17 protein-coding genes are annotated in these 19,147 nt (G+C 37.3%); 7 read left to right on the top strand and 10 right to left on the bottom strand.

What is annotated here, in order from left to right; all coding sequences use genetic code 11:
- Nucleotides 1-134 precede the first annotated feature (134 nt).
- Nucleotides 135-557 carry a helix-turn-helix domain-containing protein gene (locus tag R2Q70_RS13845; protein ID WP_316808161.1) on the bottom strand — a complete coding sequence of 141 codons (423 nt, stop codon included), beginning with the start codon at nucleotides 555-557 and terminating at the stop codon, nucleotides 135-137.
- Between the two features lie 312 nt (nucleotides 558-869).
- Here R2Q70_RS13845 and R2Q70_RS13840 point away from each other — a divergent pair, with 312 nt between their 5' ends.
- From R2Q70_RS13840 to R2Q70_RS13810, 7 genes are all read left to right on the top strand, one after another.
- Nucleotides 870-1,286: a DUF1801 domain-containing protein gene (locus R2Q70_RS13840; RefSeq protein ID WP_316808160.1), complete on the top strand. Its 417-nt coding sequence runs from the start codon at nucleotides 870-872 to the stop codon at nucleotides 1,284-1,286.
- Between the two features lie 118 nt (nucleotides 1,287-1,404).
- The gene (locus R2Q70_RS13835; protein WP_316808159.1) at nucleotides 1,405-3,822 is read left to right on the top strand and encodes an alpha/beta hydrolase family protein; all 2,418 of its coding nucleotides are present in this window, start codon (nucleotides 1,405-1,407) and stop codon (nucleotides 3,820-3,822) included.
- A gap of 154 nt (nucleotides 3,823-3,976) precedes the next feature.
- Nucleotides 3,977-4,876 carry a J domain-containing protein gene (locus tag R2Q70_RS13830; RefSeq protein ID WP_316808158.1) on the top strand — a complete coding sequence of 300 codons (900 nt, stop codon included), beginning with the start codon at nucleotides 3,977-3,979 and terminating at the stop codon, nucleotides 4,874-4,876.
- Nucleotides 4,877-4,881: 5 nt separating this feature from the next.
- Entirely contained in the window at nucleotides 4,882-5,178 is a 297-nt protein-coding gene (locus tag R2Q70_RS13825) for a chaperone modulator CbpM (RefSeq protein ID WP_316808157.1), read from the top strand.
- A gap of 104 nt (nucleotides 5,179-5,282) precedes the next feature.
- Nucleotides 5,283-6,857, top strand: a complete 1,575-nt coding sequence (locus tag R2Q70_RS13820) for a helicase HerA-like domain-containing protein (protein WP_316808156.1) — start codon at nucleotides 5,283-5,285, stop codon at nucleotides 6,855-6,857.
- 162 nt (nucleotides 6,858-7,019) lie between these two features.
- On the top strand, nucleotides 7,020-7,919 hold the full coding sequence (locus tag R2Q70_RS13815) for an NDP-sugar synthase (protein WP_316808155.1): 900 nt from the start codon (nucleotides 7,020-7,022) through the stop codon (nucleotides 7,917-7,919).
- Nucleotides 7,910-8,983: an aminoglycoside phosphotransferase family protein gene (locus R2Q70_RS13810; RefSeq protein ID WP_316808154.1), complete on the top strand. Its 1,074-nt coding sequence runs from the start codon at nucleotides 7,910-7,912 to the stop codon at nucleotides 8,981-8,983. The genes R2Q70_RS13815 and R2Q70_RS13810 overlap by 10 nt, the downstream gene beginning before the upstream one ends.
- 421 nt (nucleotides 8,984-9,404) lie before the next feature.
- Here the strand turns inward: R2Q70_RS13810 and dnaK are convergent, their stop codons facing one another.
- The 9 genes from dnaK to hemL form a co-directional block, all read right to left on the bottom strand.
- Nucleotides 9,405-11,309 (bottom strand): molecular chaperone DnaK, encoded by a 1,905-nt coding sequence (dnaK, locus tag R2Q70_RS13805; RefSeq protein WP_316808153.1) that lies wholly within the window; start codon nucleotides 11,307-11,309, stop codon nucleotides 9,405-9,407.
- A 269-nt stretch (nucleotides 11,310-11,578) separates the two neighbouring features.
- Nucleotides 11,579-12,733, bottom strand: coding sequence for a hypothetical protein (locus tag R2Q70_RS13800; RefSeq protein WP_316808152.1), 1,155 nt, complete (start codon nucleotides 12,731-12,733; stop codon nucleotides 11,579-11,581).
- A gap of 133 nt (nucleotides 12,734-12,866) precedes the next feature.
- Nucleotides 12,867-13,421: a CopD family protein gene (locus tag R2Q70_RS13795; RefSeq protein ID WP_316808151.1), complete on the bottom strand. Its 555-nt coding sequence runs from the start codon at nucleotides 13,419-13,421 to the stop codon at nucleotides 12,867-12,869.
- Between the two features lie 34 nt (nucleotides 13,422-13,455).
- On the bottom strand, nucleotides 13,456-13,716 hold the full coding sequence (locus R2Q70_RS13790; RefSeq protein ID WP_316808150.1) for a hypothetical protein: 261 nt from the start codon (nucleotides 13,714-13,716) through the stop codon (nucleotides 13,456-13,458).
- Nucleotides 13,717-13,797: 81 nt separating this feature from the next.
- Nucleotides 13,798-14,823, bottom strand: coding sequence for a uroporphyrinogen decarboxylase (hemE, locus tag R2Q70_RS13785; RefSeq protein WP_316808149.1), 1,026 nt, complete (start codon nucleotides 14,821-14,823; stop codon nucleotides 13,798-13,800).
- A gap of 198 nt (nucleotides 14,824-15,021) precedes the next feature.
- Nucleotides 15,022-15,537, bottom strand: a complete 516-nt coding sequence (locus R2Q70_RS13780) for a hypothetical protein (RefSeq protein WP_316808148.1) — start codon at nucleotides 15,535-15,537, stop codon at nucleotides 15,022-15,024.
- Nucleotides 15,537-16,241 (bottom strand): response regulator transcription factor, encoded by a 705-nt coding sequence (locus R2Q70_RS13775; protein ID WP_010602455.1) that lies wholly within the window; start codon nucleotides 16,239-16,241, stop codon nucleotides 15,537-15,539. Before R2Q70_RS13775 ends, R2Q70_RS13780 begins: the two co-directional genes overlap by 1 nt.
- A gap of 8 nt (nucleotides 16,242-16,249) precedes the next feature.
- On the bottom strand, nucleotides 16,250-17,116 hold the full coding sequence (locus R2Q70_RS13770; protein ID WP_316808147.1) for a sensor histidine kinase: 867 nt from the start codon (nucleotides 17,114-17,116) through the stop codon (nucleotides 16,250-16,252).
- Nucleotides 17,117-17,744: 628 nt separating this feature from the next.
- The gene (hemL, locus tag R2Q70_RS13765) at nucleotides 17,745-19,115 is read right to left on the bottom strand and encodes a glutamate-1-semialdehyde 2,1-aminomutase (protein ID WP_316808146.1); all 1,371 of its coding nucleotides are present in this window, start codon (nucleotides 19,113-19,115) and stop codon (nucleotides 17,745-17,747) included.
- Between the last annotated feature and the right edge of the window lie 32 nt (nucleotides 19,116-19,147).

The following is a 19,147-nucleotide window of genomic DNA, read 5'->3' as shown; positions in this document are numbered from 1 at the left end:
AAAGATAGCCACTTAAATATTTTAAGTGGCTATTCCTTTTAGAAATGCTTGGCAATCTAAAGAGCGTTAAATTGAAGCAAATTATTTTGAACGAATATTAAATTTTAAAAAGTAATTAAACACTTCAGATTCACTTAATGAAACATGAAAGTATCTGTTCTCCTGTTTCTTAGTGGTATGGTTTTCGGTTGCACGCCTTCTAAAACATCTTGCTCTTCGGAGTTTAACAAATCGTTATACTTTTCTAACAGATGGATGTATTTATTCATCCAAAAATAAACAGAATTTGGTTCAGCAGCCGGCTGTGTAGATGAATCGGCGTTTGCTGTGATGTGGGAATTTCCGTTAGGAAAAATATCAGGAAAAGAAATGGACAGGTCTTGCCCCAGCAAATTACCAATTTGCCAGATAACCTCGTGGCTTAGCCGGTCTTGGCCAAACCAGTTGTAGATTGTTCTTCTGCTCACATTCAGTTTCCTTGAAAGTTCGCTGATTCCCATGCGGTCCCGGCGCACTATGCGCTCAAGAATTTCACCGTGTTTTGATTGATTTGTCATTGAGATAATTAATTTCCTTTGGTTAAAAAAATTTATTAAATCAAATATCGGGGACGACTGACATATCAAATTTAATAAAAAGCGTGTAAGGATGTATAAATCATGCGCATTATTTGACTTTTGTCAATAACATGGCTAAAAAAATTGTAAAAACTACATCTAAAGGGTATAAATACGTGTTTCAAAGAAGTAAATTTACGAATACAAAATACCGTGATTTTACATTTTTTAATGCGATTTATGTTCAATCAGATGAATTTTTTTAATTTAATGGTATGCTTAAAAACTAATTACAAATTATAAAGTTGAAAAATGACCGCTAACAAAACTAACCAAAACGACTTGGCAGTAAGCGATTTCTTAGATCGCCTTGATGATCAGATCAAGAAACAAAACAGTTTCGAAATTATAGGAATTATGGAGAGGGTAACAGGTTTTGAAGCCAAAATGTGGGGAACCGCTATTATCGGGTTTGGAAGCTACCATTATAAGTATGATAGTGGAAGATCGGGAGATGCACCATTGGTAAGTTTTTCTCCAAGAAAAGACGCGATAGCCTTATATCTTTCTGAAGAATTTGATGACCGAAATGAACTATTGGCGAAGTTTGGCAAACACAAAATGGGCAAAGCCTGCATTTACATAAAAAAGCTAGCCGATATTGATCAAAAAACATTAGTAACTATGATTGAAAATTCGGTTAAACATATCCAAAATCTATATCCCTGAGCTTTACTTCGAAGCAGGAGAACAAACAGCTTTTAATTTCTGTAAATAAGAAGTTACGCATCATCAAGCTAAATTTTGCAATATTTGGGCATTCCTTATTTCAAATAAACTAACTGAGATGATTAAAAAATTACAGCTTTATTTTTTATTGGCGGGTGTATGTGTTTCACTGAACGCAAATGCACAAGATGCCATCACCTACCAAACACCACCAAAAGAAATTGCTGACCTATTATTAGCAAAGCCAACGCCTGCGGTAAGTATTGATGGCAAAGCAGAATGGATTTTATTCAGCGAACGCAATTCATACCCTTCAGTTGAAGAATTGGCCATGCCAGAATATCGTATTGCAGGTTTAAGGTTAAATCCAAATAACTACTCTCCCAGCAGACAGAATTTCATCAATAATTTCAGCTTAAAAAACATCAAATCCAATCAAACTTTTCAGGTTACTGGTTTGCCAAGCCCGTTATATGCTGGCAATATTAGCTGGAACCCTGCTGAGAATAAAATTGCGTTTACCAACACCACACAAAAGGGTGTAGATTTATACATCATCGATCTGGCCACCAAAAAAGCAACTAAAACCAATAAAGCGTTTTTAAATGTTGTTTTGGGAAGTGGTTTAACCTGGTTGAATGATAATACAATTATCTATCGCACGGTAACGAAACCTGCAAGTGCTGCTCCAACAAAACCTTTGATGCCTAAGGGGCCTACCATTCAACAAAATTTAGGCAAGGCAGCACCAAGCGCAACTTATCAAGATTTGATTAAATCGCCTTTTGATGAGCGACTTTTTGAATTTTTCGCGACCTCTCAGCTGGTAAAAAATACCGCAGGCGTTGAAACGCCAATAGGCAAACCTGCCATTTACCAAAGTGTAAGTTTATCGCCCGATAAAAATTACATGAAAATTGAAACCATTCGCAAGCCCTTCTCCTATTTAGTATCTGCTTTTGGCTTTCCATCAACAGTTGCCATTACTGATTTAACAGGAAAATCTGTCAAAATTATTGCCGAGTTACCCTCATCAGAAGGAACACCTTCGGGATATGACAATACCCAAAACGTGGCCCGTGGCTTCGACTGGAGAGATGATGAACCAGCAACATTGGTTTGGGCGAAACCACTTGACAGCGGTTTGATCAAAAAGAATGTGCCTTTTCACGATGCTGTATATGCTTTAAGTGCTCCATTTACCGGAACTGAAAAAGAACTTTTTAAAACGCAGACTCGCTACCGTGGCGTTCAATGGGGCGATGCAAACCTTGCTTTAATTATGGAAGGTTTAAGAAGTAAACAGACTTCGAAAGTGAGCAGATATAACCCTACAACTGGCGCTGTAGAAGAACTATATAGCCGCAACCAAACCGATGCCTATGGCAATCCGGGTTCTCCTGTTACCGTAAAAAATAAGTACGGTCGCCAGGTGATTAAAACCGTTGATAACGGAACCAAATTATTGATGAATAACCCGGTAGGTTCATCAGAAAAAGGTGATTTACCATTCCTGGCCAAATTTGATCTGGCATCGAAAAAGAACGAAATTGTTTGGCGCAGCGCTGAGGGAACTTTCGAATATGTTAGCGATGTAATCAATCCAGACAAATTGGTTTTGCTTACCAGGAAAGAAAGTCAAAAATTAGTTCCAAATTATTATATCAAAAACTTGGTTCTCCGTGTAGCCGATCAGCTAATTACAAATTTCGCTAATCCTTACCCATCATTAGATGGCATTACCAAAGAGAAAATTTCATACAAACGTGCCGATGGAGTTGATTTAACTGGTGATTTATATTTACCGAAAGGTTATAACAAGGACAAAGATGGACCGCTTCCAACGCTAATTTGGGCCTATCCGCGTGAGTTTAACTCAGCAGCCGATGCCGCTCAAATTCGTGGATCAAAAGATAAATTTACAGCCATTAGCTGGGGATCTCCAATTTACTGGGTAACCAGAGGTTATGCTATTTTAGATAACGCAGAAATGCCAATCGTTGCTAAAGACGGCAAAAAACCCAATGATACCTTCATTGAGCAGTTAAAGCTGAATGCCGAAGCTGCAATCAAAAAATTATCAGATTTAGGTGTTGGCGACAAAAAACGTATGGCAGTTGGCGGTCACAGCTATGGCGCATTTATGACAGCAAACTTATTGGCACATACTGATCTCTTTGCAGCCGGAATTGCCCGCAGCGGTGCCTATAACAGAACGCTTACGCCATTTGGCTTCCAAAATGAAGAACGTACCTACTGGCAAGTGCCACAGTTGTATTACGAAATGAGCCCGTTTAGCTATGCTGATAAATTTAAAACACCTATTTTATTAATTCACGGAGATTCAGACGACAACCCAGGAACTTTTCCGATCAACAGCGAACGCTTATTCAACGCAATTAAAGGAGCCGGCGGTACAACCCGTTTCGTATTTTTACCTTATGAAGCACATGGTTACCGTGGCAAAGAAAATATTCTTCATACCCTTTGGGAAGAAGACCAATGGTTGGAAAAATACGTTAAAGGCAAAAAATAATCCACTCCCTTGTGATCATTTAAAAGCTCCGATTTTTCGGAGCTTTTGTTTTTACTGAGAATTTTAAAAAACTGGTCGTTATAAACATCCCAATTTCCGTTTATCTTTATCTCATCAAAACTGAACATTCCACATACTTATCTGTTTATATTCCATGGACTATATTGACTATTATAAAATCCTCGATTTAAAAAAAGATGCCTCAACCGATGATATCAAAAAGGCTTATCGGAAACTGGCCAGAAAACATCACCCTGATTTAAATCCGAATAACGAAGAGGCGAACAAAAAATTTCAACAGATAAATGAGGCTAACGAAGTTTTAAGTGATCCTGAAAAAAGGAAAAAATACGACAAATATGGAAAAGACTGGCAACATGCCGATCAGTTAGACGCACAAGCACAACAACGCCAACAGTACCAATCTCAAGGTGGCGGTTATAGTGGAGGAAGTGGCTATTCAGGTGGCTTTGGAGGAGAAGATTTCTCTGACTTTTTTTCATCAATGTTTGGGGGCGGCGGTGGAAGAAGCAGTCGCAATTCGCCTTTCAAGGGCCAGGATTACAATGCCGAATTACAACTAAATTTGATAGATGCCTACACAACCCATAAGCAAACCCTAACCGTAAACGGTAAACAAGTTCGTATTACCATCCCTGCGGGTGTAGAGAATGGCCAGAAAATTAAGTTGCCTGGTTATGGTGCAACAGGTGTTAATAACGGCCCTCCCGGAGACTTATACCTGAAGTTTAACATTTCAGATCATCCCAGATTTAAAAGAAAGGGTAACGACATTTACATTCAGGAAGAAATAGATTTATACACTGCAATTTTAGGTGGCGAAAAAATTGTGGAAACCCTAAACGGTAAAGTGAAATTGAAAGTACCAGAAGGCACACAGCCCGATACAACACTGCGCTTAAAAGGCAAAGGTTTCCCTATTTACAAAAAAGCTGATGCATTTGGCGATTTATATGTTAAATGGCAAATTAAACTGCCCACAAATTTAACGGCAGAACAAAGAGAATTATTCGAAAAACTTTCCAAAAGCTAACCAATATGGAAAATCATCTCATATCGATTGAAGATGTGTGCATACATCATCAGGTCAAAATTAATTTCATTCAATCATTGGAAGAATTTGGTTTGATCCACACTACAATAGTGAAGAAAACAGTTTGGTTGGATAGTGATGAACTATCAAAACTAGAACGCTATTTGCGGTTAAGTAATGACCTGGAAATAAACCTGGAGGGTTTACATGCAGTAGCCCACCTACTAACGCAATTAAGTGAAATGCAAGATGAAATTATTTCACTGAAAAACGAGTTGAACTATTATAAACAGGTTAACTAGCACCTCAAAACAATCGTTTGTGCAAAAATTTGAGCGGAAATTGAAAGCCAAAAAGTAATCTTTTTAAATTTGTTTCTTAAATTGGCAATCTAATTTTTTAAAGAATGAGCGATTTGTCTTCAAAATTCATCGAAAAAATAAAGTCATCCTATTCCCCGGCAGGGTCTTATATTTATTTGGGCGCAGGTATTTTGGATGGGCAAGTTTATAGCGAAGCTGAAGTAAATTTATCATTAAAAATGATGAACAGACACGGATTAATTGCAGGCGCTACCGGTACTGGAAAAACCAGAACACTGCAGCTACTGGCCGAGCAATTATCAGACGCTGCTGTTCCTGTTTTCATGTTAGATGTTAAAGGAGATTTATCTGGTTTAAATCAGGCTGGTTCTATTAATCCAAAAATTGAAGAAAGAGCTCAGCAGCTTAACAAGCCATTTTCTCCTTCCGGATTTCCGGTAGAAATATACTCTTTATCTGGAAAAATAGGCGCTCAAATGAGAGCGACAGTTTTAGAGTTCGGACCAACACTTTTATCAAAAATATTAGATTTAAACGATACACAATCTGGTGTAATGGCGGTAATATTTAAATATGCCGACGATAATAAAATGCCGATTATCGATTTAAATGATTTAAAAAAGCTGGTTTCTTATTTATCTGAAGGTGCCGGAGCTGCCGAAATTAAGGAAGTATATGGAAGTATTTCGACTTCAACTTCCGGAACAATTCTAAGAAAAATTGTGGCTATTGAGCAACAAGGTTTAGGTGGAATGTTTGGAGAGAAATCTTTCGACATTGAAGATTTATTCGAACGTGTAGACGGCAAAGGAACCATCAGTTTATTAAACATTGCTGATGTTCAAAATCAGCCGGTTTTATACTCCACATTTTTATTGAGTTTATTGGCAGAATTATTTAACACCATGCCCGAAGTTGGGGATTTGGATAAACCAAAACTCGTTTTCTTTTTCGATGAAGCACACTTACTATTTAAAAATTCTTCTAAAGCGTTTTTAGAGCAAATTGAAACCATCATCAGATTAATCAGATCAAAAGGAATAGGTGTTTTCTTTTGCACCCAGGCACCAACAGATGTGCCGGAGAGTGTTTTAGGGCAACTGGGTAATCGCGTTCAGCATGCTTTACGGGCTTTTACACCGAATGATGTTGATGCGTTGAAGAAAACGGTTAATACTTATCCAAAATCAGATTTTTACGAAATTGATAAGATCTTAACATCACTAGGAACCGGCCAGGCGTTGGTTACCGTTCTTAATGAAAAAGGTATCCCAACAGAGGTGTCAGCTACAATGCTTACTCCTCCTCGGGCTGTAATGGGCCCTTTAACTGCTGCCGATTTCGAAAAATTAGTACAGGCAAGTGCCAGGTATGTAAAATATAAGGATGCTGTTGACCCGGAAAGTGCTTACGATATTTTAACTAAGAGAATTAATGACCGAGCCGCAGCGGAAGAACAAGAAAAACAAGAGGTTGCAGCACAAAAACAGCAGGAAATAGAAAACAAACCTAAGCCAGGTGAAAAAAGCTTTATAGAACAAGTAATGGGCGCTACAATCACTCGCCAAATTGGTAAAGAGATTGTGAGGGGAATTTTTGGCATGCTTACCGGCAAGAAAACACGAACAAAAAGTGGCGGTGGCTTATTTGGCTTTTAACACCATTTTAAATTTTAATAGTACTAAATACCTATATCACAATTAACACTCAAAACAGTATTTTCGCAATAGGAAAATGCCAGATAACTAGAACGACTATAGCTAACATTTGTAGCCTCTTAGAAATCAGTTTCCCTAACGCAAATAACATAAAAAACATAGATGAAACCTACCTTATTAATATTGGCAGCCGGAATGGCTAGCCGTTACGGAAGCATGAAACAAATTGATGGCTTTGGTCCAAACGGAGAAACCATCATCGATTATTCAATTTACGATGCCATACAAGCCGGATTTGGCAAAGTGGTATTTATCATTAAAGAGGAGTTTGTTGAGAATTTCAAAGCGATATTTGAGCCTAAACTGAATGGCAGAATTGAAACAGATTATGTATTCCAGAACTTCGATTTAAAACAATTTGGCATCGAAGAAGAAATTTACAGAGAAAAACCATGGGGAACCGCTCATGCAATTCTTTCGGGCAGAAAAGTAGTAAAAGAACCTTTCTGTGTAATTAATGCTGATGATTATTACGGCTTTGATGCCTTTAAAAAAATGGCCGATTTTTTAAATACCGAAGCCACAGACAGTAATTACTCAATTATTGGTTATGAGATCGGAAAAACCCTTTCTGAATTCGGAGCCGTATCCAGAGGTGTTTGTAAAGTAGATGATGCTGGCAATTTGACTGAGATTGTTGAACGTACAAAAGTTTATCCTAAAGATGGAAAGATTTTTTACGAAGAAGATGGCGAAGAATATCCTTTAGATTTCAGCACACCTGTTTCAATGAATTTCTGGGGATTTACCCCTGCTGTTTTCAAAATAACTGAAGAACTTTTCGTTGAATTTGCAAAAGCAAATAAAGATAAACCAAAAGCAGAATTTTTTATTCCTTTAATTGGCGAAAACTTAGTTAAAAGTAATAGCGCAACATTTAAAGTTGTACCAACATCAAATAAATGGTTTGGCGTAACTTACAAAGAAGATAAACCTTACGTTCAGGATTCGATTGATCAATTGGTTAAAAACGGAACATATCCTGAAAAACTATGGAGTTAAATTTAGATGCTGAAGTTTTACAAGCCTTCGGATATACTAAAGAAAACATTAAAATCACACAAATAGGTTCGGGTTTAATTAACCGGACTTATTTGCTTTCTCCCCTATCAGCAGATAAAAAGTATATTCTTCAAAATATTAATACTTCGGTTTTTAAAAACCCTGCGTCTATTGCAAATAATCTGAAAGCAATTTCAGATTATCTAGCTCAACATCATCCCGAGTATCTTTTTATTAAGCCAGTACCTACCATTAATGGTGAGCAGATGGCGGAGGTAAATAGCGAGTATTGGCGCATGTTACCATTTGTTCCTGATACGGTATCACTTGATGTATTAAGCGAGCCCTGTCAGGCTTTTGAAGCTGCCAAACAGTTTGGTAAACTGAGTCGGCTCTTAAATAACTTCAATGCTGCAATTCTTGAACCTACCATACCGGGTTTTCACGATCTTGGTTTACGTTTTGAGCAATTTATACTTGCGCTAAACGCAACCTCGGAAGCGCAAAAAGAAAAAGCCAAAGTTCAAATAGATGATGCTTTGGAACACAAATATATTCTTGAATATTTTAAGTCGTATTCGCACCGGACAGACTTCCCTGATCGTGTGATGCATCACGATACTAAGATTAGTAATGTATTACTAAATTCAGATACGTTTGAAGGGGTTTGTGTAATTGATTTAGATACCATTATGCCTGGTAAGTTTATTTCGGACTTAGGCGATATGATGCGCACATACTTATGTGCATTCTCTGAAAATGAGACCGATTTGGCAAAAGTCAAAATTCGTTTGCCTTATTTCGAAGCGATGATTAAAGGCTATTTATCAGAGATGAAAAATATACTGACGGAAACTGAAAAAGAATTGATTCTATTTTCCGGGAAATATATTATCTACATGCAAGCCTTGCGTTTCTTAACTGATTTCTTAAATGGTGATATTTACTATCCGATAGCCTACCCTACTCAAAACTTAGATCGGGCTAAAAATCAATTTAAATTACTGTCAGAATTATATGGAAACGAGAAAGAGTTGCAGGGAATTATAGATGAATGTTTATAATGTTTTCCATTGGCTGAAGCCAACGGCAATGAATAGCATGATGCTTTTTAAACACAAAGCTTTTTAGGCTCCTGTCATTTCGAAGCATGAGGAATCTATAAAAAGTTTGGGCTTTAGCCAAATTTAAATAATAATTGTAGCGGCTCTAATCAATAAACCCGACAGTAGCGACAGCCCCGAATTCTTCATGAGGGCTATAGCGAATGGCGGGGCTGCAGTCTCCGAAAAGAACCGACCCTTTCATTTCCAAATAATTTTTCACCATATAAGGTATAAGAATCATGTTAGACGATGAGTTTAAAATGAATCTTACACTCCTTAAATGTAAATTTTTAAACCAAAAAAGCGCTCCTGAACTTAATCAGAAACGCTTTTTTTAACTGGGTTTGTACACCCAGAACTATTAACGGTAAACTGTTAACTATTTTTCTTCTTTTACTTCTTCGAAATCAACATCAGTAACGTTATCACCGCCACCTTGAGGTTGACCATCAGCTTGTGGTTGCTCACCACCTTGAGGCTGACCGCCATCTTTATACATTTCCTCAGATGCTGCATTCCATGCATTTTGCAATTCAGCTTGTGCTGCATCGATATCTGCGAAGTTACGAGAACTGTGCGCTGCTTTTAATTTCTCTAAACCAGCTTCGATTGGCGCTTTTTTATCAGCAGATAATTTATCACCAAACTCTTTTAATTGTTTCTCAGTAGAGAAAATTAAAGCATCAGCTCCGTTAATTTTGTCAGCTTCTTCTTTTTGCTTAGCATCATCTGCTGCATTAGCTTCGGCTTCTTCTTTCATTTTTTTGATCTCTGCATCAGTTAAACCTGAAGATGCTTCGATACGGATTTTTTGCTCTTTACCTGTAGCTTTATCTTTTGCACTTACGTGTAAGATACCGTTTGCATCAATATCAAAAGAAACTTCTACTTGAGGCACACCACGAGGTGCTGGTGGAATACCATCTAAAATGAAACGACCAATTGTACGGTTTTGGCCAGCCATTGGGCGCTCACCTTGTAAAATGTGGATTTCTACTGAAGGCTGGTTATCAGCTGCAGTTGAGAAAGTTTCAGATTTTTTGGTTGGGATAGTTGTGTTAGACTCGATTAATTTAGTCATTACACCACCCATAGTTTCGATACCTAATGATAAAGGTGTAACGTCTAATAACAATACATCTTTTACATCACCAGTTAACACACCACCTTGAATGGCAGCACCAATTGCTACAACCTCATCAGGGTTAACACCTTTACTTGGCTCTTTACCGAAAAAAGCTTTAACAGCATCCTGAATTGCAGGAATACGAGTTGAACCACCAACTAAGATAATTTCGTCGATATCGCTTGTGCTTAAACCAGCATTTTTCAACGCAGATTTACAAGGCTCGATCGTACGTTTGATTAAGCTATCAGCCAATTGCTCAAATTTAGCACGAGATAATGTACGTACCAAGTGTTTCGGGCCGCTTGCATCAGCAGTAATGTATGGCAAGTTAATTTCAGTAGAAGTTGTGCTTGATAACTCAATTTTAGCTTTCTCAGCAGCTTCTTTTAAACGCTGTAATGCCATTGGATCTTTTGCAAGGTCCATGCTGTTTTCAGCTTTGAATTCACTTGTTAACCAGTCGATAATAATGTGATCAAAGTCATCACCACCTAAGTGCGTATCACCATCAGTAGATTTTACTTCGAAAACGCCATCACCTAATTCTAAAACAGAAACGTCATGTGTACCACCACCACAGTCAAACACAACAATTTTCATGTCTTTGTGTGCTTTATCTAAACCATAAGCTAAAGCAGCTGCAGTTGGCTCGTTAATGATACGTTTTACAGTTAAACCTGCAATTTCGCCCGCTTCTTTAGTAGCCTGACGTTGTGCATCATTAAAGTAAGCTGGTACTGTAATAACCGCTTCAGTAACTTCCTGACCCAAGAAATCTTCAGCAGTTTTTTTCATTTTTTGTAGAATCATCGCAGAAATCTCTTGTGGAGTATATTTTCTGTCATCGATTTCTACACGAGGTGTATTGTTATCACCTTTAACAACTTTATAAGGTACACGTCCAGCTTCTTTCGCACTTTCGTCGTAGCTGTTACCCATAAAGCGTTTAATCGAATATATCGTTTTTGTTGGGTTGGTTATAGCCTGACGTTTAGCAGGCTCGCCAACTTTACGCTCACCGTTTTCTGCAAAAGCAACAATAGACGGTGTAGTACGTTTACCCTCACTGTTCGCAATAACTACAGGCTCATTGCCCTCCATTACGCTTACGCAAGAGTTTGTTGTTCCTAAGTCTATTCCAATAATTTTTCCCATTGTATTTTTATTTTCTCTTTTTAAGTATTATAATTTCTACTCCTATTAAACAATGCTTGTGCCAATTGGTTTTTGGCAGGAAATATAGCTAAAAGACTGATAAAATGTAAAAAACATGGTCTTAGTTTACTGACAGCATGACAGAAATGAAGTAGATTTAACGAACTGTTGTTCAAGTGAGGCCAGTTGAATTGAAATCTACCGGGCCCATTTACAGTCCATCATCAATGGCGTCAAGAATTTAAACTTAGCGGTTTTTAGTTAATAAGTTAATTTGACTTTTTTACTTTAAACAATCTGAAATCCTGTTTATAAGTCAGAAAAAATGAGTGATTAAACTGAAGTTGTTTATCGGTATGATCCAGATCAATATGGGGTTCAAAACGAACATCAAGATATAAATGTGGAATCAATTCTTTTTGATAAGCATAACGCAGCGAAACAATGTTTCTGCCGCTCTGCTTTAAACCATTGGTATACAAATTACTCGAAACCGATTCGTATAAAGGCATACCTTTAATAGAAATAAAGTTATTTCCCTTCCAATATGACGCGACCAAACTGCCCCATTTACTCTCAACACCGGCGTTTAACCAAAGGCCAAAACCACCTTCGTAGGCCCTCCTTTTATCTGGAGATAAATCTTTATAAACAGCGATATAGTTATCTGTATAAACTTGTTTAATGTTGGCATTAATTTCCTTATGCAATTTCAATCCAGCCGCACCGTTTAAAACCGTGCTAATGGCAATATCTTTTAAAACATCAATCTGTCCACCTTGATGGAAAGCTAAAAACTGTGCGGGAAAACTAAATTTCCAGCCATTGTTTTCGGCAATTGTGGTTTCGGTAGATAAACCTCCAACAATTTCTTCTTTTGCAGCTTCGCCTTTTTCGATCATTTTCTGCCAGGCAATCCACGCATCTAAATTAAATTTCTTTCGCTCCACCAATAACTGTGTTCCATATTCTATTGGATTCGTTATCGTCCTTTCGAAATTATAAATCGGTTCAATGTATTTATGCTGAATGCCACCTTCCAGACTACCAAAAACTAATGTTAGATTCCTTTTGTGATATTTTAAACTAAATAATGGTTTTGCATCTGTGATGCCGTTCCGACCGAAATCTTTACGAATGAAAGCACCGGCAGTTATTGCCAAATTTGGATGTGCATAATACACAATTTGGGGCTGTAGCTGTGTTCCATACAAAGTATAACCGTCGTGGAAATCGTTTGTGTATTCGTAGTTCCGAACGTAGTTGAAGTTGTAAAAGTTGAAATGAACTTCGTTAGTTAAACTGCTATCCGGGCGGATTCTGTTTTCTAAAGCCGATTGGTTAAACTGTGCCGAAGCAACATAAGAAGTAAAAATGAATGATATGAAAAGTAAGGTCTTTTGCAGACCTGCATTTGTGAACATGTGTTTGGATTTTATCAGCCAAATTTAGAATAGTTTTTCGTTTATTTAACCGCAAAGCACACTAAGTTTACGCAAAGAAAACAAAGAAAGGTTATCTATATCTGCTTTAATGCTTCAGCTTCAATAGTAATGATTACTTTCTTAACCGATAATTCTTGTACAATTTCACAGCAATCATAATCGCCATCGCAACGCCCATAATGCCAATAAGGCCGTAGATCCAGTTTAAGGAATCTTTCAAAATCACCACAAAAACAATCGCAATCATGAAAATGGTGGCCAACTCCCGCCATAGGCGAAGCTGAAAACTGCTCATTTTAAATTCACCTCTTTTAAGTTGCTTAACAATGTTTTGGCAAATAAAATGGTAGATTAACAATCCGACTACGAAACCAAGTTTAACATGCATCCAATCAGCCCGCAGTAAACCTGGGTTTAGCGTAAGCATAGAGATACCGGCCAATACGGAAATGATCATCGCAGGGGTTGCGATAATTTTCCATAAAGTAGCCTCCATTTTTGTAAACTGATTTACAAGAATACTTTTTTCAGGTTCTGGTTTTTCGTTGGCTTCAGTATGGTAAATGAAAAGACTTAAAATATAAAACAGACCCGCCATCCAGCTAATTACAAATACGATGTGCACCGCAACGAAATAGAAATAATATGGTTGTAGGGTTTCGATCATCGAAGTTTTATTTGAAAGGAAAATTGATTTTTATTTATAAATTCCTTAAAAAGTGATTTATATCTTGAATAGGTTCTTTAATATTAACACCGTTTTGTGCATCATTCATGGTCTTGATTGTCTTTGCATTAAACACCTTTTTTTCGCCCTCAATTCCTGAAAAAACTTTCCCCATTTTAACCTGATTTAATCCTATTTCTATCTTTTGAGCTAATAGAATTTTCTCGATTAATTCTTCCACACAAAATTCATCGGGCATATCTTTTAGAATATAAATAACATCAGATTTTTTCATACTAGTTTAAATGATAGAATATTAAATTAATCTAACAATTTACACTCGCTGTTCAAAGTCCCCTTTAGGAGATTTAGGGGTTTAATACCTAAACTCTTTCACTACATCAATCGCATACTTTACGTTATCAAAAGGAATATCTGGCATAATACCATGACCTAAGTTAAAGATAAAACCCTCAGTGCCACGCATACGCTCAAATAATTTATGAATCTGTGCTTTGATAACCGATTGATCTGCATATAATATATGTGGATCTAAATTTCCCTGAACAGCAATACCTTTTGGCAATGCATTTTTAATGTTTAACAAATCTGCGTTCCAATCAACAGAAATTACATCAGGTTTAGCTTCTGCCATAATTGGTGCAAAAACCGAACTTCCTTTACAGAAAGAAATTACCGGAATATCTTTTCTGTTTAAGTTAGCGATGATTTCCTGAATGTAACGGTGAGAAAATTCCTGATAATCGTTCCACGATAATGCCAAAGCCCAGCTGTCAAAAATCTGAACTGCATTAACGCCTGCAGCAATCTGAAGATTCAAATAATCGGCAGTAACCTTTGCAATTTTAGCTAAAAGTTTATGTGCTAACTCTGGTTGATTATGTATAAAAAGTTTGGTTAACTTAAAATCTTTAGATGAACCACCTTCAATTAAATAGCTCATTACGGTAAATGGTGCACCAGCAAACCCGATTAAAGGAATACGGCCATCCAATCTCTGCTGAATTACCTTAATCGCATCCGCAACATATTGCAATTCATCCAAACAATCAACATTTAAGTTTTCAATGTCTTGCGCATTACGCACCGGGTTGGCAAACTTCGGACCAACACCTTGAGTAAAGCTCAAATCGCCACCCATCGCCTCGCCAGTTACCAGAATATCACAGAATAAAATCGCTACATCAATATCTAACAAATCAACAGGAAGCATCGTTACATCTGCAGCAATTTCTGGAGTTTTACACATCTCTAAAAAAGAGTATTTGTTTTTAATCTCCCAATATTGTGGCATAAAACGACCTGCCTGACGCATCATCCAAACTGGTGGACGTTCTGTTTGTTTTGAAAATGCTGCGTCTAAAAATAAATTATTCTTCATGATTTGTTGTGTGTTTCCATTTCGTCACCCTGTCCCGAACATTCGGGATTAGGGTCTTTCTATCAATTAGATCCTGAACTGAATTCAGGATGACGCGTGGATAAAATTTTAATTCCGCAAAGGTATAAATAAAAAAAAAACGAAGTACCTTTTTATTCCTAAACGGGTGCTTCGTTTCTCAAAATGACAATACGAATATTATAATTTGCTTATTTCATTTTCTATTTTAACAATTATATCTTTCGAACGGGTAGACTCTGCAAGTTCTTTTGCTTTACTAACATAAACCTCTGCCCTTTCTTTATCTTTTTTCCGCAAAGCGAGATTAGCCAAATGAATCAATACGTAACCTTTTTGCGTTTTGCCACCCACCGGAAAACGACTTGCCAACTGAAAATGATATTCAGCTTTTTCATAGTCTTCTTCCTTTAAAGCGATGTTTCCCTGCATAAATTCGTAATAACCCCTGCGGCTTTTCGATAGTCTTTCCGGATTTGGTACTTCTGCCAGCATCAGCTTTGCTTTACCATATTCGTTGTTTTTGAAATACTTAGATGCCATTAACACAGAACTATGCCTGAAATGACTCCAAATTACGAATATGAATAAAAAGCCAGCCACCGCGGCCAACTCATATTGGGTGAAAAACACGCATACCAAAGCGGCCAATAAAAAAACGGCCATCAGCGCATACCTGCCTAAGCTATTGTACATTAATGACTATCGGTAAATTTATACCCCACACCACGAATCGAATGGAAATAAACCGGATTTTTTTGATCTGGTTCAAAATACTTACGGAACGTTAAGATGAAATTATCAATGGTTCTTGTAGATGGATAAACATCATAATTCCAAACCGTTTCTAAAATCTGCTCACGAGAAACCGCATCGTTTTTACGCTCAATTAAAAGCTTTAACAACATTGTTTCTTTCTTGGTTAATGGTGTAATTGTACCATCATCATGTTTTAATTCAAAAGAGTTAAAATAGATTGTTTTATCACCAATTTTGTAAGAGTTTAATTCTTTTAAATCATCAGATTTTAAACTGCGTTTAACTAAAATACCAACGCGAAGAATTAATTCCTCTAAATTGAAAGGTTTAACTAAATAGTCATCAGCACCTTTTTTCAAACCTAAAACGCGGTCTTCTGATGTGTTTTTAGCCGTTAAAAACATAATCGGTACTTCTGCATTCTCTAAACGAATCGTTTCACAAACCTGGAAACCATCCATTTCCGGCAACATTACATCTAAAACAATTAGATTGAAACGTTCTTCTTTAAATATTTTAAGAGCGGTTTTGCCATCTTTAACGGCGTGAACTTTATAACCCTCAAGTTCGAGGTTCAATTTAATAGCATCTAACAAGTGGTCCTCGTCTTCTACCAATAGAATTCTTAATTTTTGTGACATAATTGAGATTAACTAAATGTTACTTCAAAAATACTTCCTTGAGGCAAATTGTCTTTTACTGTAATATCTGCATCATGGTATTGTAAAACCTCTTTCACAATAAACAAGCCTAAACCTGTTCCTTTCGCTTTCCTGACATTCTCATTACCAACGCGGTAAAACTTATCAAATATCAACATTTTTTCGGCATCTGAAATGCCAGGACCTTTATCAATCACACTCAACTGAATATGGCCGTCAACTTGATCCAAAAGCACATTTATCTCATCGCAAGGACTCGAATATTTTACTGCATTCTCTATCAAATTTGTCACGACTGACGATAAGGCAAATTTGTCACCCATTATCTGCAAATTTGGCTGAATCTGAGCATTAATTAACTGTTCATTTCCACATGAGTGAACCTGCAACCGATCCGTAATCTTATAAACCAATTCCGAAAAATTAAATTCCTCTTTCGGGAATGTATAAGAACGGTTTTCAATTTTGGTTGCCAAAAGCATATTTTCAACCAGATCATCCAAACGTTCAATATCTTTTAAAGAATTATTTAGCAACGAAACCTGGCGGGCTTTATCCAAATCTCTTTTAACAATGGTTTGAATAGAAAGTTTTATAGCCGCCAACGGCGATTTCAATTCGTGGGTAATCGACATTAAGAAATTCTGCTGCTGCTCCCTCAACTTATCCTCACGTTTTAACGATTGATGAAGAAAATAACCACCAATGCAAAGCAGAAATAAAAATACCGAACCCTCCCCCATGATCATTGTCATGCGGCTTGGCTGCAAACGCACCACCAACGTACCCCAAGAAATGAGCTGGATTAAAGCATAAAGTAATAAAGCGTAAAATATGATAATCGATTTTTTCATCTGTCTTTACCAGGATTTTTATGATTTAAGGATTTTAAGATTTTCTCCTCCATCACTAAATTATATTTTTTTTAATCGCCATGGTTCGTGTCTTCACGCACCGTTTTTTTTTCATACTGAGCGTAGTCGATTATGAAAAGTAATGTTCTGTTCATTTCGGTTATTGCAGTCCCGCTTTTTGTTCCAATCTTTTTTTAACTTCTGTCATGCTGAGGAACGAAGCATCTGTTTCATCGATTGCAGATGCTTCGTGCCTCAGCATGACAGTTTATTCAGGGTTGCTGCTCAAAAAAGTATTTCCACTTCAATCGGGTTTAGAGAACTTAGGCTTCTGCGAGAAACTAAAAAACCACCCTTAACCTCCTGATAAAATTAGGAGAAATTTCTCTCCATTTTCATGAAACCATCGCCATTTGCGCCCAGCATTCCCCTCTTCCAGAGGGGTGTCCGCAGGACGGGGTGTTTCTTTACAATCAACTCTCAGCATCTAAACCCGCAGCTTTAACATTGCTTCATACCTCACAATGACGACACTATGAGCTTACACTTTCTTAGTACTTTAATGGTTCAAAAACTAAAAACTCATTCCACTCTGTGAAAACCTTTATGTTCTCTGTGGTTAAAAAACCTATTTCTTAAACACCAAATCAAGCGACTCAAAAATTGCTCGCTTTGCTTTCTCTAATTCTATTTTCGTATGTGCTGAAGATACAAAACCCACTTCATATCCCGATGGACCTAAATAAATTCCTCTATTCAACAATTCGCGGTGCATCACTTTAAATTTCTCCATGCTACCTGCATCAATATCATCAGCCGATTGAATTTTATCCTTATCGGTAAAAGCAAACCAGAAAATAGAGCCAACCGTAAACACTTTAAACTTATAATTTCTTGCCGTTGCAAAACGCTGAATGCTGGCTACAAAATCCTGGGTTTTATTATTTAAATCTTTGTAAAAACCAGATTTATTTAGTTCCGTTAAAGTTGCAATACCTGCAGCCATCGCCACTGGGTTTCCAGATAACGTCCCCGCCTGGTAAACACCGCCATCAGGCGAAATATGCGCCATAATTTCAGCTCTTGCTCCGTACATCCCAACAGGCAAACCACCACCGATGATTTTTCCATAAGTTACAATATCAGGTGTGATGCCGTAATAAGCCGCGGCACCTTCAAAACCAACACGGAAACCAGTAATCACTTCATCAAAGATTAAAAGCGAATGATTATCCGTACAAATTTTACGCAAGAAATGAATGTATTCTTCATCCTGCATAATCAAACCGTTGTTGGCCGGAATACCCTCGATGATTACCGCAGCAATTTGGTCTTTAAATTGAGCAAAAGCCTGTTCAATAGCTGTTTTATCATTTAAAGGAATTACAATCGTTTCTTCAGCAAAAGATTTTGGAACACCAGCCGAAGAAGTTTCGCCAAAGGTAACCAAACCAGAACCTGCTTTAACCAAAAGCGAATCGCTGTGACCGTGGTAACAGCCTTCGAATTTTAAAATTTTATCTCTTCCTGTAAAGCCTCTTGCCAAACGAATTGCAGACATTACCGCTTCCGTACCAGAGCTTGTAAAGCGGATTTTCTCTACAAAACGATTGTTTTTAATAATCAATTCTGCCAGTTCATTTTCCAAAGCTGTTGGCGCACCGAAACTCATTCCGTTCTGCATTACCTCAGTAACCTTCTCACGTATTTTCGGGTTATTGTGCCCTAAAATCAACGGACCCCAACTTCCACAGAAATCAATAAACTGATTGCCATCTGCGTCCCAGATGTAGCAGCCGTCACCTTTCTCAATAAAAAGTGGTGTACCATAAACCGATTTGAAAGCCCTTACTGGCGAGTTTACCCCACCAGGGAAATACGTTTTTGATTTCTCATACAATTCCGCAGATTTTACCCTCGAAATATCAGGCTTACTTCCTGTATTTACCGGAACATCGGCTTCGTTGCCTGAAAACATTTTCTTTAATGAATCTAACATTTTTATTAAGCTTAAAGCTGAAAGACTAAAGC

Origin of the sequence: Pedobacter agri (assembly GCF_032678665.1) — a bacterium.
In the GTDB taxonomy this organism is placed as follows: domain Bacteria; phylum Bacteroidota; class Bacteroidia; order Sphingobacteriales; family Sphingobacteriaceae; genus Pedobacter; species Pedobacter agri_A.
The sequence above is the reverse complement of the archived record's forward strand: the minus strand, read 5'-3'. Positions and strand labels throughout refer to the sequence as shown.

Coding starts and splice junctions, on each gene's coding strand:
- R2Q70_RS13845 (WP_316808161.1), bottom strand. CDS start 557: ATGACAAATCAATCAAAACACGGTGAAATTCTTGAGCGCATAGTGCGC.
- R2Q70_RS13840 (WP_316808160.1), top strand. CDS start 870: ATGACCGCTAACAAAACTAACCAAAACGACTTGGCAGTAAGCGATTTC.
- R2Q70_RS13835 (WP_316808159.1), top strand. CDS start 1,405: ATGATTAAAAAATTACAGCTTTATTTTTTATTGGCGGGTGTATGTGTT.
- R2Q70_RS13830 (WP_316808158.1), top strand. CDS start 3,977: ATGGACTATATTGACTATTATAAAATCCTCGATTTAAAAAAAGATGCC.
- R2Q70_RS13825 (WP_316808157.1), top strand. CDS start 4,882: ATGGAAAATCATCTCATATCGATTGAAGATGTGTGCATACATCATCAG.
- R2Q70_RS13820 (WP_316808156.1), top strand. CDS start 5,283: ATGAGCGATTTGTCTTCAAAATTCATCGAAAAAATAAAGTCATCCTAT.
- R2Q70_RS13815 (WP_316808155.1), top strand. CDS start 7,020: ATGAAACCTACCTTATTAATATTGGCAGCCGGAATGGCTAGCCGTTAC.
- R2Q70_RS13810 (WP_316808154.1), top strand. CDS start 7,910: ATGGAGTTAAATTTAGATGCTGAAGTTTTACAAGCCTTCGGATATACT.
- dnaK (WP_316808153.1), bottom strand. CDS start 11,309: ATGGGAAAAATTATTGGAATAGACTTAGGAACAACAAACTCTTGCGTA.
- R2Q70_RS13800 (WP_316808152.1), bottom strand. CDS start 12,733: ATGTTCACAAATGCAGGTCTGCAAAAGACCTTACTTTTCATATCATTC.
- R2Q70_RS13795 (WP_316808151.1), bottom strand. CDS start 13,421: ATGATCGAAACCCTACAACCATATTATTTCTATTTCGTTGCGGTGCAC.
- R2Q70_RS13790 (WP_316808150.1), bottom strand. CDS start 13,716: ATGAAAAAATCTGATGTTATTTATATTCTAAAAGATATGCCCGATGAA.
- hemE (WP_316808149.1), bottom strand. CDS start 14,823: ATGAAGAATAATTTATTTTTAGACGCAGCATTTTCAAAACAAACAGAA.
- R2Q70_RS13780 (WP_316808148.1), bottom strand. CDS start 15,537: ATGTACAATAGCTTAGGCAGGTATGCGCTGATGGCCGTTTTTTTATTG.
- R2Q70_RS13775 (WP_010602455.1), bottom strand. CDS start 16,241: ATGTCACAAAAATTAAGAATTCTATTGGTAGAAGACGAGGACCACTTG.
- R2Q70_RS13770 (WP_316808147.1), bottom strand. CDS start 17,116: ATGAAAAAATCGATTATCATATTTTACGCTTTATTACTTTATGCTTTA.
- hemL (WP_316808146.1), bottom strand. CDS start 19,115: ATGTTAGATTCATTAAAGAAAATGTTTTCAGGCAACGAAGCCGATGTT.